A 15,880-nucleotide genomic window follows, 5' to 3' on the forward strand; every position below is an offset into this window, starting at 1 on the left:
AGAAAAATTAAATATATTGATTACCCTCATATATGTTCGAAAATAAGGTTCGGATGTCTCTACCAGGTTACCGTAAATGACTTGACTATGAAGGTGAATGACAGCGTGGTTAATCCATGTACTAGCATTCACCTTTTTTGATGTAGAGCATAAGGACGCGTAGGATGTAATTTCACACGCGTTCTTTTCGTATAGAAATGTTAAAATGAGTAGGTAAACAGTTATTAATATTAGAAGAGGTGGAAACGTTGTCAGCTAGTTCAATTTTACAAGATCAAGAAAAGATTATCGTTCTTGACTTTGGTAGCCAATATAATCAGCTTATTACTCGCCGTATTCGTGAATTCGGAGTTTACAGCGAATTGCATGCACATACTATTACTGCAGAAGAGTTAAAAGCAATGAATGCTACAGGGATTATTTTCTCTGGTGGCCCTAACTCTGTATATGATGAAAATGCATTCCATATCGATGAAGAAATTTTTAATTTAGGTCTTCCTATTTTAGGGATTTGCTACGGTATGCAATTAATGACACATGCTTTAGGTGGGAAAGTTGAAAAAGCTGCACACCGTGAGTATGGTAAAGCAGAAATTCAAGTATTGAATGACAATGCATTATTCGGCGAATTACCAAAAGAGCAAGTTGTTTGGATGAGCCATGGTGATTTAGTAACTGTAACTCCTGAAGGCTTTGAAACAATTGCGACAAGTGCTTCATGTCCAATTGCCGCAATGGCTAACGCTGAGCGTAAATTCTACGCAGTTCAATTCCACCCAGAAGTACGTCACTCAGTGTACGGAAATGACTTATTACGTCAATTCGTATTCGATGTTTGTAACGCTAAAGGCGATTGGTCAATGGAAAGCTTCGTTGAAGTTGAAATTCAAAAAATCCGTGAGCAAGTTGGCGACAAAAAAGTTCTTTGTGCACTTTCTGGTGGCGTAGATTCATCAGTTGTTGCTGTTCTTATCCACAAAGCGATTGGTGACCAATTAACTTGTATGTTCGTTGACCACAACTTAAACCGTAAAGGTGAAGTTGAACAAGTAATGAAAACTTTCACAGAAGGTTTCAACATGAACGTTATTAAAATCGATGCTCGTGAACGCTTCATGAGCAAATTAGCTGGCGTTTCAGATCCTGAGAAAAAACGTAAAATTATTGGTAACGAATTTATCTACGTATTCGATGAAGAAGCTTCAAAACTTGAAGGTATGGATTTCCTTGCACAAGGAACTCTTTACACTGATATTATTGAGTCTGGTACAGCAACTGCACAAACAATTAAATCTCACCATAACGTAGGTGGATTACCTGAGGATATGCAGTTCGAACTAATCGAACCATTAAAAACATTATTCAAAGACGAAGTACGTGCACTAGGTTCTGAACTTGGACTAGCTGATGAAATCGTATGGCGTCAACCATTCCCAGGTCCGGGTCTTGCTATCCGCGTACTTGGTGAAATAACAGAAGAAAAATTAAAAATTGTACGTGAATCAGATGCTATCTTACGCGAAGAAATCGCTAAACATGGTTTAGATCGCGACATTTGGCAATACTTCACAGTACTTCCTGATCTGAAAAGCGTAGGTGTAATGGGTGACCAACGTACTTACGATTATGCAATCGGTATCCGTGCTGTAACGTCAATCGACGGTATGACTTCTGACTGGGCACGTATCCCTTGGGAAGTTTTAGAGAAAATCTCAGTACGTCTAGTAAACGAAGTTGATCATATCAACCGCGTACTGTATGACATTACATCTAAGCCACCAGCAACTATAGAGTGGGAATAATAATATTAAAGCTTGGAGAGCCTACATTAGTAGGTTTTCCGAGCTTTTTTTGTTTGCGTAATACCAGTCTTGATACCAATATGCTTTATGCCATGACACAATTGAATTTAAGGATATAGTGAATGCATATGTAGAGGGAAATAAGGAAAACTAACGTCAAAGGACGCACCTATAAATAAAAAAACTTATGCAGTACATTGACTGTGTTATATAAGTTTTTTATAAAATAGATAAAAAATTCTATAAACTTTTAGCTTATCACAAAAATATAAAGAAATTTGCCGAAATTACGACCGAATTGTAAAGGCAGTGTAAAGAGCATGTAAAAACTCTGTGAAAAGCCAACACAGAAAGCCAGCATTTTTTATAATAAATGTGATAAAACATGAAGGAGTGGCAGCATGGAGTTAAACTGGCAAGAAATGATTTTTCAATTCCTGGGTGGACTAGGGCTCTTTTTATTTGCGATTAAATACATGGGGGATGGTCTGCAAAAAGCAGCCGGAGACCGTTTAAGAGATATATTAGATCGTTTTACGACAAATCCATTTATGGGTGTCTTAGTCGGTATTTTTGTCACAGTACTTATTCAGTCGAGCTCAGGGACAACCGTTATTACGGTCGGTTTAGTCAGTGCAGGCTTTATGACATTACGACAAGCGATTGGTGTCATTATGGGTGCGAATATCGGGACGACGGTTACAGCCTTCATCATTGGGATTAATGTAGGGGAATATGCTTATCCTATTATGGCACTTGGGGCAGTTTTGCTGTTTTTCTTTAAGAAAAGTAAGATTCAAAATATTGGTCAAGTATTATTTGGCTTCTCAGGTTTATTTATCGGTCTAGAGTTGATGTCGAGCGGTATGAAGCCATTACGTGATTGGCCGGCCTTTATTGATTTAACATTAAATATGAGTGATTCTCCGATACTCGGTGTTATTGTTGGTGCAATATTTACGCTAATTGTACAATCATCTTCTGCAACAGTGGGTATTTTACAGGGCTTGTATGCAGAAAACTTAATAACGCTTCAAGGTGCGTTGCCGGTACTTTTCGGTGATAATATCGGAACAACGATTACGGCGATACTGGCAGCATTAGGGGCTTCTGTTGCAGCGAGACGTGCAGCGGCAACACATGTATTATTTAATGTAGCTGGTTCAATCATTTTCTTGCTCGTGCTGGGGTTATTTACGAATTATATAGAATGGATTACTGGCATATTAGGCTTAGAACCTAAAATGCAAATTGCCTTCGCACATGGAACGTTCAACGTTGTCAATACACTTATTCAACTACCGTTAATAGGCGTATGGGCTTATGTCGTTACCAAGTTAATACCGGGTGAGGATACTATTGTCGAATATAAACCGAAGTATTTAGATTACTCGTTAATTACTAAATCACCAGGTATTGCGTTAGGACAAGCAAAACAAGAAGTGGTTCGTATGGGAGATTTCGGTGTACAAGGATTATCATCAGCAATGGACTATTTAAAAACGCTAGATGTGAAGCAGGCAAGTACAGCGGCACAATTAGAAGAGGCAATAAATAATCTCGATCAAAAAACAACGGATTATTTAGTAAGTTTATCGAAACAATCATTATCAGGTGCAAATTCTCATATCCATCATGCACTACTTGAAAATATTCGTGATATTGAACGTGTTGGTGATCATGTAGAAAACCTAATTGAGCTTATTGATTATAAAGAATCAAATCGAATAAAACTTAGTCAAGAAGCGACACAAGAGCTAGAGAAAATGTTTGAGCTTGTCATTGATACAGTAAAAATAGCAATGCAGGCGCTGGATACACGTGATGTGTCGTTGGCACAGCAAGTGAGATCACAAGAAGAACGTATTGACGAAATGGAACGTAGTTTACGTAAACATCATATTCGTCGATTAAATGAAGGTATTTGCTCGGGTTCAGCAGGTATTGTATTTGCTGATATTATTAGCAATCTAGAACGTATTGGCGATCATGCTAACAACATTGCTGATACGATTTACGAACATGAATAAGGTGATAAGCATTCTTTCGGGAATGCTTATTTTTTTGCCCTAATTTTCAGAGGATACAGTAGAATGCATAAGGTATACGAAAATAACCGTATCTCCTAATCGAAGGAAGACGGTTATTTTGCAATTCTTATTGAATATTAATGCCAAGGATAGCGACGATTGCAGTGGCCTGATCATGACGAATTGATAAACCTTTTGCTAATGTTGGATCTAAGTTGATTTGTTCGAAATAACAAGACGACAAATCAATTCCTTTTAAGTTTGTATCAGAAAAGTCAGCTGCGTTTAGTTCCATCCCTTGAAACGTGACTTGAGTTAACTTTACATCTTGTAAAGTGCTTTCGTTTAATTGGCCATCTTTAAAAGCAACTGCATGCATTTTCGATTCTGAAAAAGTACCATAGTTTAAAAGACAATCGAGTAATTCAACATTTTTGAGCTGTGTACGAAAGAAGCTAGAACCAATTAGTTTGCATGTATCAAATTTGACTCGATAAAAAACAGATTCTGCAAAATTACAATTTGATAAATCACATTTTGCGAAAATGACATCTAAAAACTCCATTTTAGTAAAATCATCTGTTAGGAATACACAATTCTCGAATTTAACTTCATTTAATTGGCGCGTACCAAAGCGACAATCGATTTGACATCCTTTAAGTAAAGAGTTCGCTTCAATTTCCTCTAGCATCATCTCTTCATTTTCGATTGTTGTTAAATAATGTTGCGAAGGTTCTATGATTTTAGGCATATTATAATTCCTCTCCAATCCACTTTGTATCATTTTATCAGTAATACTCTAGATACACACTTAATAAATTGCTAAAACATGTATTGTAATTATCTAGTAACTTGGGATAAATCGCCTTATTCACGAACTATAATGAAGAAGAATGTGAAAATGTTCGGAAAAACTATTGAAAATGAAAACTAAGAATGATATATTATCTACTATAAACAAATAACGTCGTCGTATAATGTCGGGAATATGGCCCGAGAGTATCTACCAAGTTACCTTAAATAACTTGACTACGATTAAAAGAAATTGGCTTTGCTGATTCTTTTATAACCTTGTGAGTGTGAATACTTAGCAAGGAATCGTAGACATTCGACTATTTCTAATTAGTTGCATGTCTTTTTTATTCTCTAAGATGTATAAGACGACATACGGAGGATTATCATGAAAAAGTATTTCCAGTTTGAAGAACTTGGAACAAATTATCGTCGTGAGATAATAGGTGGTATTACAACATTCTTAGCGATGGCATATATTTTAGCGGTAAACCCAATGATTTTAGGAGACGCTGGTATGGATAAAGGTGCTGTGTTTGTCGCTACAGCATTAGCAGCAGCGGCTGGTTCGTTGGTGATGGGGATCTTTGCGAACTTTCCGATTGCATTAGCACCCGGCATGGGGCTTAACGCATTCTTCGCTTACACAGTAGTATTAACATATGGTATTCCGTGGCAAACAGGTTTAACTGGTGTATTCTTCTCAGGTATTATTTTCATTATCTTATCTTTAACAGGTGTTCGTGAAACAGTTATTAATGCTATTCCAACACAATTAAAATATGCAGTATCAGCAGGTATCGGTTTATTTGTAACATTTGTTGGTTTAAAAGGAGCAGGAATTATTGTTTCTGATCCAGCCACACTTGTTACTTTAGGTGAATTTAAAGGAGCAACATTATTAGCGGTATTTGGTATCGTTTTAACAGTTGTCCTAATGGCTAAAAATATTAAAGGATCCATTTTTTTAGGGATTATTATTACAGCAATTGTTGGTATGATTTTCAACTTAATCGCTGTACCAACTGCTGTTGTATCAGGTATTCCTGATGTATCTTCAACTTTTGGGGTAGCGTTAGATCCTATTATTGACGGATTTTCAAATGGATTCAAAGAATTATTCAATGTTCAATTCTTAATCGTTGTACTAACATTTTTATTCGTAGATTTCTTTGATACAGCTGGAACATTAATGGCTGTAGCAAACCAAGCAGGATTAGTTAAAGATGATAAGTTACCACGTGCGGGCCGTGCTTTAATGGCAGATGCAATTGCAACAACAATCGGTTCTTTATTTGGTACATCAACAACAACTGCTTACGTTGAATCTTCATCAGGTGTAGCTGCTGGAGCAAGATCAGGTTTCTCGGCAGTTGTCACAGCAGTATTATTCTTGCTAGCAATGTTTTTCTTCCCGCTATTAGATGTAATTACTTCGGCAGTAACTGCGCCAGCACTAGTAATTGTTGGAGTATTGATGGTTTCATCATTACGTTTAATCGAGTGGGATAAATTCGAAATTGCTGTACCGGCATTCTTAACAATGATCATGATGCCATTAGGTTACAGTATCGCAACTGGTATTGCAGTGGGTTTCATCTTCTACCCTATCACAATGTTACTAGCAGGTAGAAAGAAAGAAATTCATCCTTTGATGTATGTATTGTTCTTTGTCTTCCTTGCGTACTTCATCTGGGTTCGATAATTAAAACGCTATTATATAGAAGAAGCTCCCTCCAAATGGTAGGGAGCTTCTTCTATATAAAGAGAGTTAAAGAGTCTTTTATTAATTAATAAAACTTTTTAACAGAAAACTATTGCAACATATCACATAGGATGATATAGTAAGTAACGTTGTCACTGAGACAATGAAATTACAGCTTAAACGCTTAGTTAAAACTCTTTATACAAAGGTGTTGACAACAAGGTAGTAAGTTGTTATGATATAAAAGTTGCTGATTGAGCAGCGGTATTACATCCAGGGAAACAACTTAAAAAGAAATTTTAAAATAGTTGTTGACAACGAAAAGTTATCCTGATATAATAAGTGAGTCGCTAATGCAGTGGCAAACAAAATGAACCTTGAAAACTGAACATGCAAGACGTTAATCAATAAATGCTTTTGAACATCAACTCTGTTGGTGGGTCAAAACAAAAATAGATATCATCTTAGGGTGATACGCTAGCAAAGCTAATGAGCTTTCAAACTACTTTTATGGAGAGTTTGATCCTGGCTCAGGACGAACGCTGGCGGCGTGCCTAATACATGCAAGTCGAGCGAATGATGAAGAAGCTTGCTTCTTCTGATTTAGCGGCGGACGGGTGAGTAACACGTGGGCAACCTACCTAGTAGATTGGGATAACTCCGGGAAACCGGGGCTAATACCGAATAATCCATTTTGTCACATGGCAAAATGCTGAAAGGCGGTTTCGGCTGTCACTACTAGATGGGCCCGCGGTGCATTAGCTAGTTGGTGGGGTAACGGCCTACCAAGGCAACGATGCATAGCCGACCTGAGAGGGTGATCGGCCACATTGGGACTGAGACACGGCCCAAACTCCTACGGGAGGCAGCAGTAGGGAATCTTCCACAATGGACGAAAGTCTGATGGAGCAACGCCGCGTGAGTGATGAAGGTTTTCGGATCGTAAAACTCTGTTGTAAGGGAAGAACAAGTACGTTAGTAACTGAACGTACCTTGACGGTACCTTATTAGAAAGCCACGGCTAACTACGTGCCAGCAGCCGCGGTAATACGTAGGTGGCAAGCGTTGTCCGGATTTATTGGGCGTAAAGCGCGCGCAGGTGGTTTCTTAAGTCTGATGTGAAAGCCCACGGCTCAACCGTGGAGGGTCATTGGAAACTGGGAGACTTGAGTGCAGAAGAGGAAAGTGGAATTCCAAGTGTAGCGGTGAAATGCGTAGAGATTTGGAGGAACACCAGTGGCGAAGGCGACTTTCTGGTCTGTAACTGACACTGAGGCGCGAAAGCGTGGGGAGCAAACAGGATTAGATACCCTGGTAGTCCACGCCGTAAACGATGAGTGCTAAGTGTTAGGGGGTTTCCGCCCCTTAGTGCTGCAGCTAACGCATTAAGCACTCCGCCTGGGGAGTACGGCCGCAAGGTTGAAACTCAAAGGAATTGACGGGGGCCCGCACAAGCGGTGGAGCATGTGGTTTAATTCGAAGCAACGCGAAGAACCTTACCAGGTCTTGACATCCCAATGACCGCTCTAGAGATAGAGTTTTCCCTTCGGGGACATTGGTGACAGGTGGTGCATGGTTGTCGTCAGCTCGTGTCGTGAGATGTTGGGTTAAGTCCCGCAACGAGCGCAACCCTTGATCTTAGTTGCCATCATTAAGTTGGGCACTCTAAGGTGACTGCCGGTGACAAACCGGAGGAAGGTGGGGATGACGTCAAATCATCATGCCCCTTATGACCTGGGCTACACACGTGCTACAATGGACGATACAAAGAGTCGCTAACTCGCGAGGGTATGCTAATCTCATAAAATCGTTCTCAGTTCGGATTGTAGGCTGCAACTCGCCTACATGAAGCCGGAATCGCTAGTAATCGTGGATCAGCATGCCACGGTGAATACGTTCCCGGGCCTTGTACACACCGCCCGTCACACCACGAGAGTTTGTAACACCCGAAGTCGGTGAGGTAACCTTTATGGAGCCAGCCGCCGAAGGTGGGATAGATGATTGGGGTGAAGTCGTAACAAGGTAGCCGTATCGGAAGGTGCGGCTGGATCACCTCCTTTCTAAGGATAATTACGGAAACAGATCTTGGATCTGTCGATTAACGTCTTGCGTTCAGTTTTGAAGGCTCATTGTAAAATGATCTTCAAAACCTTGTTCTTTGAAAACTGGATAAAACGACATTGAAGCAAATTAAGTAACACATTTTTTATTATTAAGTTTTTTAGGCTTAATAACTAACTTTTAGGTTAAGTTATTAAGGGCGCATGGCGGATGCCTTGGCACTAGGAGCCGAAGAAGGACGGCACTAACACCGATATGCTTCGGGGAGCTGTAAGTGAGCTTTGATCCGGAGATTTCCGAATGGGGGAACCCACTGTTCGTAATGGAGCAGTATCTTGACGTGAATACATAGCGTCTTGATGGCAGACCCAGGGAACTGAAACATCTAAGTACCTGGAGGAAGAGAAAGAAAAATCGATTCCCTGAGTAGCGGCGAGCGAAACGGGAATAGCCCAAACCAAGAGGCTTGCCTCTTGGGGTTGTAGGACACTCTATATGGAGTTACAAAGGAATGAGTTAAATGAAGCGGTCTGGAAAGGCCCGCCAGAGCAGGTAACAGCCCTGTAGTTGAAAGTTCATTCTCTCTTGAGTGTATCCTGAGTACGGCGGAACACGTGAAATTCCGTCGGAATCTGGGAGGACCATCTCCCAAGGCTAAATACTACCTAGTGACCGATAGTGAACCAGTACCGTGAGGGAAAGGTGAAAAGCACCCCGGAAGGGGAGTGAAATAGATCCTGAAACCATGTGCCTACAAGTAGTTAGAGCCCGTTAATGGGTGATAGCGTGCCTTTTGTAGAATGAACCGGCGAGTTACGATTACATGCGAGGTTAAGTTTTAGAAGACGGAGCCGTAGCGAAAGCGAGTCTGAATAGGGCGAATGAGTATGTGGTTGTAGACCCGAAACCAGGTGATCTACCCATGTCCAGGGTGAAGGTAAGGTAACACTTACTGGAGGCCCGAACCCACGTACGTTGAAAAGTGCGGGGATGAGGTGTGGGTAGCGGAGAAATTCCAATCGAACCTGGAGATAGCTGGTTCTCTCCGAAATAGCTTTAGGGCTAGCCTCGTGATAGAGAATCCTGGAGGTAGAGCACTGTTTGAACTAGGGGTCCATCCCGGATTACCGAATTCAGACAAACTCCGAATGCCAGTGATTTATGCACGGGAGTCAGACTGCGAGTGATAAGATCCGTAGTCAAAAGGGAAACAGCCCAGACCACCAGCTAAGGTCCCAAAGTAATTGTTAAGTGGAAAAGGATGTGACGTTGCTTAGACAACCAGGATGTTGGCTCAGAAGCAGCCATCATTTAAAGAGTGCGTAATAGCTCACTGGTCGAGTGACGCTGCGCCGAAAATGTATCGGGGCTAAACAATTCACCGAAGCTGTGGATGGACATCTTAGATGTCCGTGGTAGGAGAGCGTTCTAAGTGCTGTGAAGTCAGACCGGAAGGACTGGTGGAGCGCTTAGAAGTGAGAATGCCGGTATGAGTAGCGAAAGACGGGTGAGAATCCCGTCCACCGAATGACTAAGGTTTCCTGAGGAAGGCTCGTCCGCTCAGGGTTAGTCGGGACCTAAGCCGAGGCCGATAGGCGTAGGCGATGGACAACAGGTTGATATTCCTGTACCACCTATTTACCATTTGAGCAATGGGGGGACGCAGTAGGATAGGGTAAGCATGCTGTTGGTTATGCATGTTCAAGCAGTGAGGCGTGAAATGAGGCAAATCCCATTTCTATAACGTTGAGCTGTGATGACGAGGACGTATGTCCGGAGTTCCTGATTTCACACTGCCAAGAAAAGCCTCTAGCGAGGTAAAAGGTGCCCGTACCGCAAACCGACACAGGTAGTCGAGGAGAGAATCCTAAGGTGTGCGAGAGAACTCTCGTTAAGGAACTCGGCAAAATGACCCCGTAACTTCGGGAGAAGGGGTGCTCTAGTAGGGTGAAAGCCCGAGAGAGCCGCAGTGAATAGGCCCAGGCGACTGTTTAGCAAAAACACAGGTCTCTGCAAAACCGTAAGGTGACGTATAGGGGCTGACGCCTGCCCGGTGCTGGAAGGTTAAGAGGAGTGCTTAGCGCAAGCGAAGGTGCGAATTGAAGCCCCAGTAAACGGCGGCCGTAACTATAACGGTCCTAAGGTAGCGAAATTCCTTGTCGGGTAAGTTCCGACCCGCACGAAAGGCGTAACGATCTGGGCACTGTCTCAACGAGAGACTCGGTGAAATTATAGTACCTGTGAAGATGCAGGTTACCCGCGACAGGACGGAAAGACCCCGTGGAGCTTTACTGTAGCCTGATATTGAATTTTGATACATCTTGTACAGGATAGGTAGGAGCCAGAGATTCCGGAGCGCCAGCTTCGGAGGAGGCGTTGGTGGGATACTACCCTAGATGTATTGAACTTCTAACCCATGCCCCTTAGCGGGGTAGGAGACAGTGTCAGGCGGGCAGTTTGACTGGGGCGGTCGCCTCCTAAAGAGTAACGGAGGCGCCCAAAGGTTCCCTCAGAATGGTTGGAAATCATTCGTAGAGTGTAAAGGCATAAGGGAGCTTGACTGCGAGACCTACAAGTCGAGCAGGGTCGAAAGACGGGCTTAGTGATCCGGTGGTTCCGCATGGAAGGGCCATCGCTCAACGGATAAAAGCTACCCCGGGGATAACAGGCTTATCTCCCCCAAGAGTCCACATCGACGGGGAGGTTTGGCACCTCGATGTCGGCTCATCGCATCCTGGGGCTGTAGTCGGTCCCAAGGGTTGGGCTGTTCGCCCATTAAAGCGGTACGCGAGCTGGGTTCAGAACGTCGTGAGACAGTTCGGTCCCTATCCGTCGTGGGCGTAGGAAATTTGAGAGGAGCTGTCCTTAGTACGAGAGGACCGGGATGGACACACCGCTGGTGTACCAGTTGTTCTGCCAAGGGCATCGCTGGGTAGCTATGTGTGGACGGGATAAGTGCTGAAAGCATCTAAGCATGAAGCCCCCCTCAAGATGAGATTTCCCATTACGCAAGTAAGTAAGATCCCTCAAAGACGATGAGGTAGATAGGTTCGAGGTGGAAGTGTGGCGACATACGGAGCTGACGAATACTAATAGATCGAGGACTTAACCAAATTTTACTTAATAAACTTCAATGTAATTTATCCAGTTTTGAGAGAACAAGTTCTCTAATATAGTCTAGTGATGATGGCAAAGAGGTCACACCCGTTCCCATGCCGAACACGGAAGTTAAGCTCTTTAGCGCCGATGGTAGTTGGGGGTTTCCCCCTGTGAGAGTAGGACGTTGCTAGGCATACTAAGGCACAACTGATTTTATCGGTTGTGTCTTTTTTATTTGTTTTTTTAAAACCAAAGGCTATGACTGATTGAAAATAGAACATCTAGAATTCTAAGGGATATATGTCGGTGCTGTTGGATTATATGAAAACCAATTGCTAGGTATATAAGAAATCAAGAAACGATAGATTACTTGTGAGAGAGTAAGTGCCAATGAGATTGCAGCCATCCATAAAAACAGATTAGAAAAAATAGTTTACGGTAAATTGAAAGGATCCTTAGCTGTTTGCAAGCAAAGAGGTCGAAATCAAAACCTCCTGTTGAACAAGTAATTTTAGTTTTGTTTACTACGATTTTGTAAATAATCTATTATGATATTAAATATGTATTCTTTAACTAATCCGGTGATAATGTTCGACTTTTAAAAATCAAATAGCGACAATTGTTTGCAATATTTTACATAAATAATTTCCACATTAATACATAAATAAATAGTCATTAGGAAAAATATAAAATAAATTGACAGAATTTTCGGAATGAACTATGATATATTCTTATAACGTTCAAATAGAAATCTATAAATAATCTAAGATATGCATGATTTTTTTGTTTTGTGTTAATATAGAAAATGAAAAATGAAAAATATCCTTTGTTATGTATGATATTTTCTATTTTGTGTTAAAAAATGAATCGGGGGAAAAGTATGAGTGAATTAAAAAATAATGCGTTAGCAATGCATAAAAAAAATAGAGGTAAGATTGAAGTAATTTCCAAAGTGGAGATTAATACGATAGATGATTTAAGTTTAGCTTATTCTCCAGGAGTTGCTGCACCTTGCATGGAGATAGCGAAGGATCCAACTGCAGTTTACGATTATACGGCAAAGGGTAATTTAGTGGCTGTTGTAACAGATGGTACAGCTGTATTAGGGTTAGGTAATATCGGTCCTGAAGCTGCATTACCTGTTATGGAAGGTAAGGCAATTCTTTTTAAAAAGATGGCTAACATCGATGCTGTACCTATCTGCTTAGATACTACAGATGTAGATGAAATCGTACGAATTGTAAAAGGAATAAGCCCAACATTTGGAGGCATCAATTTAGAAGATATAGCAGCTCCTAGATGTTTTGAAATAGAAGAGAAACTACGTAAAGAATGTTCTATACCTGTATTTCATGATGATCAGCATGGTACAGCGATTGTAGTTGGTGCTGGTCTAAGTAATGCCTTAAAGGTTATTAATAAGGATAAGAGCAATGTACGTATTGTTATAAATGGTGCTGGAGCTGCGGGTGTAGCTATCTTGAAAATATTGAAACAAATTGGCTATGAACATATAATAATCTGTGATTCCACAGGTATTATCTATGAAGGTCGCGAAAATGGGATGAATTCGGTAAAACATGACCTTGCTAAAGTGACGAATAGTGAGGGACGAAAAGGATCATTAAGGGAAGCGCTTATTGGTGCAGATATTTTCATCGGAGTATCTGTTGCAAATATTTTGGATGAAGAAATGATACAGAGTATGAATCATGACCCTATCATTTTTGCACTGGCTAATCCAAATCCAGAAGTATCTTATGAAAATGCTATGCGATGGGGTGTGCGTATTTTCGCAACAGGTCGTTCGGATTATCCTAATCAGGTAAATAATATGTTAGCATTCCCTGGGATTTTCCGTGGAGCATTGGATGTTCATGCTTCAGAGATTAATGAGGAAATGAAATTGGCGGCTGTATTTGCAATTGCTTCTTTAATTGATGAAAATGATTTAGCACAAGGTACGATTATTCCGGATGCTTTAGATGAACGTGTAGCTCCTATAGTTGCGAAGGCTGTTAGTGAAGCTGCAATCAAGACTGGTGTTGCTAAAAAGCCTGTAGCTGTCGAAAATAAATAAAGTAAAGTAAAAGGGTGTCCAAAGAGTCGATAAAACGACTTTTGTAGGACATCCCTTTTTTTATTGATTTTAATAGAAAAGATATCATAAATTCTTAAAGATTTGCGAGTAAGAAATGAGGAAAGAAAGCTATAATAAGGGTAATGTTATTTAAGGAAGTGAAAGTGTGAGTAAAAAGCAAGTATGGTTCGAAGTGGAAGAAAACGAAACGATTGATGCGTGTTTACAACGCATGAAAGAGGCTGGTTATATGCCGATTGCACGAAAAGAGGAACCTCTTTTTGAAATGAGAGACGGAAATCCTTTCCCAGTTCGTCAAATAATACGATTTAAAGGTATGTTATGCGAAGATTAACTAGAAAATGAATCTAAATACGAACGATACTCATTAACTAAAATTTATCGTTCGTATTTTTACGTTGACTTGTACTCGTGCAATTGTTAAAATGTGAGAAGGAAAACATCGAATCCCCATATATTCTAAGGAATTGGCCTTAGTGTCTCTACCCGACACCGTAAATGTCGGACTATGCGGGAAAGCAACTTTTGGAATGAGAGTGAAAGGTGTGACACAATTGCGTACAGCTAATGTTTCTAAGCCCAACTCTTTTGTTAAGTCCTCAAGTAAATTGCTTTCACGCATGTCTGTGTGAAGTATTTTATTTGGGGACTTTTATTTGTTTAAAGGAGCGGAATGTATGAGTTCAAAAATTGGCGTGATCATGGGAAGTTCAAGTGATTGGGAAACAATGAAACATGCGTGTGATGTATTAGATGAATTGCAGATTCCATATGAGAAAAAAGTGGTATCGGCACATAGAACACCAGATTTGATGTTTGAATATGCACAGGAAGCTCGTACAAGAGGCCTTCATGTCATTATTGCTGGAGCAGGTGGTGCAGCACATTTACCAGGTATGGTAGCAGCAAAAACAACTCTACCGGTTATTGGTGTACCTGTTCAATCAAAAGCATTAAATGGGCTAGATTCTTTATTATCCATCGTGCAGATGCCAGGTGGTGTTCCAGTAGCGACTGTAGCTATTGGTAAAGCTGGTGCGACAAACGCAGGATTACTAGCAGCACAAATTCTATCTACAACAGATTCTGAAATTACAGAAAAAATAGAAGCACGACGCCAAGCAATGGAAATGAAAGCTCTAGAAAGTTCAGGTGAGTTAGAGTGACGAAAATTTATCCTGGTCAAACTATTGGTATAATCGGTGGCGGTCAACTTGGTCGTATGATGGCAATGGCTGCAAAGGAAGCTGGTTTTAAAATCGCTGTACTTGAGCCGACAATGGATTCACCATGTGGTCAAGTTGCGGATATTCGTATTGTTGCCCCGTATAACGACGAAGCGGCATTAGAAGAGCTTGCAGAAGTGAGTGACGTTATTACATTCGAATTTGAAAACATCGATTATGCGGGTTTGAAAAGATTATCTGAAATTGCTTATGTACCTCAAGGTGCTGAACTTGTACGTATTACGCAGAACCGTATTCTTGAAAAAGCTGCAATTAATGAGGCTGGATGTCCAGTCGCAACATACATAAATGCTGAAAGCTTCGAGGAGCTTCAGAGTAAAATCGAAATTGTTGGTTATCCTTGCGTCGTAAAAACTGCAAGAGGTGGTTATGATGGGAAAGGCCAACAGACGCTACGATCAGAAAATGATCTGCCATTAGCGAAATCTTTATTTGAACATTCTGCTTGTGTAGCCGAAGCATTTGTACCATTCGAGAAAGAAATTTCTGTCATCGTACAACGTAATGTTCAAGGAGAAACGTATTGCCTTCCTATTGGAGAAAATATTCATGTGAATCATATTTTACACGAAACGATTGTACCGGCACGTATTACAGAAGAAACTGCTAAACGAGCTACTGAAGAAGCAGAAAAAATTGCGAATCATCTTAAATTAGTGGGTACACTAGCTGTAGAACTATTTGTTTTAGAGGATGGACAAGTTATTATTAATGAGTTAGCACCACGTCCACACAACTCAGGACACTATTCGATTGAGGCCTGCAACATTTCACAATTCCATCAGCATATACGTGCTGTATGTGGTTGGCCATTACGTAAACCACAATTATGGTCGCCTTCGATTATGGTTAATGTCCTTGGACAACATGTCGTACCACTGAGTAATTCTATTTCAAAATACTCTGACTGGTCTATTCATTTATATGGTAAGCAAGAAGCAAAACATAATCGTAAAATGGGCCACGTTACAATCATGACTAACGACATTGAAAAAACGTTAACAGAAATTAATGATTCCCACATTTGGTAGGAATAGAAGGAG

General features: G+C 40.8%; 8 protein-coding genes, 3 rRNA genes and 3 riboswitches. Of the genes, 10 read left to right on the plus strand and 1 reads right to left on the minus strand.

Going from position 1 to position 15,880, the window contains the following annotated elements; all coding sequences use genetic code 11:
- Window positions 1-6 precede the first annotated feature (6 nt).
- Window positions 7-108, plus strand: a riboswitch (purine riboswitch).
- Window positions 109-248: 140 nt separating this feature from the next.
- Window positions 249-1,802, plus strand: a complete 1,554-nt coding sequence (guaA, locus tag AC3IS5_RS02240; protein ID WP_489426392.1) for a glutamine-hydrolyzing GMP synthase — start codon at window positions 249-251, stop codon at window positions 1,800-1,802.
- A 401-nt stretch (window positions 1,803-2,203) separates the two neighbouring features.
- Window positions 2,204-3,832 (plus strand): Na/Pi cotransporter family protein, encoded by a 1,629-nt coding sequence (locus AC3IS5_RS02245; protein ID WP_489426393.1) that lies wholly within the window; start codon window positions 2,204-2,206, stop codon window positions 3,830-3,832.
- A gap of 127 nt (window positions 3,833-3,959) precedes the next feature.
- Here AC3IS5_RS02245 and AC3IS5_RS02250 read toward each other — a convergent pair whose 3' ends face one another.
- Window positions 3,960-4,583, minus strand: coding sequence for a pentapeptide repeat-containing protein (locus AC3IS5_RS02250; protein ID WP_489426394.1), 624 nt, complete (start codon window positions 4,581-4,583; stop codon window positions 3,960-3,962).
- 199 nt (window positions 4,584-4,782) lie between these two features.
- A riboswitch (purine riboswitch) is annotated at window positions 4,783-4,884 on the plus strand.
- A gap of 128 nt (window positions 4,885-5,012) precedes the next feature.
- Here AC3IS5_RS02250 and AC3IS5_RS02255 point away from each other — a divergent pair.
- The 8 genes from AC3IS5_RS02255 to purK all read left to right on the plus strand — a co-directional run bounded on the left by AC3IS5_RS02255 (window position 5,013) and on the right by purK (window position 15,868).
- On the plus strand, window positions 5,013-6,329 hold the full coding sequence (locus AC3IS5_RS02255) for an NCS2 family permease (RefSeq protein WP_489426395.1): 1,317 nt from the start codon (window positions 5,013-5,015) through the stop codon (window positions 6,327-6,329).
- Between the two features lie 507 nt (window positions 6,330-6,836).
- A 16S ribosomal RNA gene (locus AC3IS5_RS02260) occupies window positions 6,837-8,389 on the plus strand.
- A gap of 184 nt (window positions 8,390-8,573) precedes the next feature.
- Window positions 8,574-11,503: ribosomal RNA gene (locus AC3IS5_RS02265) — 23S ribosomal RNA — on the plus strand.
- Window positions 11,504-11,566: 63 nt separating this feature from the next.
- Window positions 11,567-11,682, plus strand: a 5S ribosomal RNA gene (gene rrf, locus AC3IS5_RS02270).
- Together the 16S, 23S and 5S rRNA genes form the textbook arrangement of a ribosomal RNA operon.
- 687 nt (window positions 11,683-12,369) lie before the next feature.
- Window positions 12,370-13,569: an NAD(P)-dependent malic enzyme gene (locus AC3IS5_RS02275; protein WP_489426396.1), complete on the plus strand. Its 1,200-nt coding sequence runs from the start codon at window positions 12,370-12,372 to the stop codon at window positions 13,567-13,569.
- Between the two features lie 166 nt (window positions 13,570-13,735).
- Window positions 13,736-13,924, plus strand: a complete 189-nt coding sequence (locus tag AC3IS5_RS02280) for an NETI motif-containing protein (protein WP_489426397.1) — start codon at window positions 13,736-13,738, stop codon at window positions 13,922-13,924.
- 96 nt (window positions 13,925-14,020) lie between these two features.
- Window positions 14,021-14,119: riboswitch (purine riboswitch) on the plus strand.
- Window positions 14,120-14,267: 148 nt separating this feature from the next.
- Window positions 14,268-14,756: a 5-(carboxyamino)imidazole ribonucleotide mutase gene (gene purE, locus AC3IS5_RS02285; protein ID WP_489426398.1), complete on the plus strand. Its 489-nt coding sequence runs from the start codon at window positions 14,268-14,270 to the stop codon at window positions 14,754-14,756.
- Window positions 14,753-15,868: a 5-(carboxyamino)imidazole ribonucleotide synthase gene (gene purK / locus AC3IS5_RS02290; RefSeq protein ID WP_489426399.1), complete on the plus strand. Its 1,116-nt coding sequence runs from the start codon at window positions 14,753-14,755 to the stop codon at window positions 15,866-15,868. The genes purE and purK overlap by 4 nt, the downstream gene beginning before the upstream one ends.
- The last annotated feature ends 12 nt before the right edge of the window (window positions 15,869-15,880 follow it).

This window comes from Viridibacillus sp. KH_047 (genome assembly GCF_057838945.1).

Bases quoted from the DNA above. Each gene is read 5' to 3' on its own strand.
- AC3IS5_RS02245 (WP_489426393.1), top strand. From the start codon at position 2,204: ATGGAGTTAAACTGGCAAGAAATGATTTTTCAATTCCTGGGTGGACTA.
- AC3IS5_RS02255 (WP_489426395.1), top strand. From the start codon at position 5,013: ATGAAAAAGTATTTCCAGTTTGAAGAACTTGGAACAAATTATCGTCGT.
- AC3IS5_RS02275 (WP_489426396.1), top strand. From the start codon at position 12,370: ATGAGTGAATTAAAAAATAATGCGTTAGCAATGCATAAAAAAAATAGA.
- purE (WP_489426398.1), top strand. From the start codon at position 14,268: ATGAGTTCAAAAATTGGCGTGATCATGGGAAGTTCAAGTGATTGGGAA.
- AC3IS5_RS02250 (WP_489426394.1), bottom strand. From the start codon at position 4,583: ATGCCTAAAATCATAGAACCTTCGCAACATTATTTAACAACAATCGAA.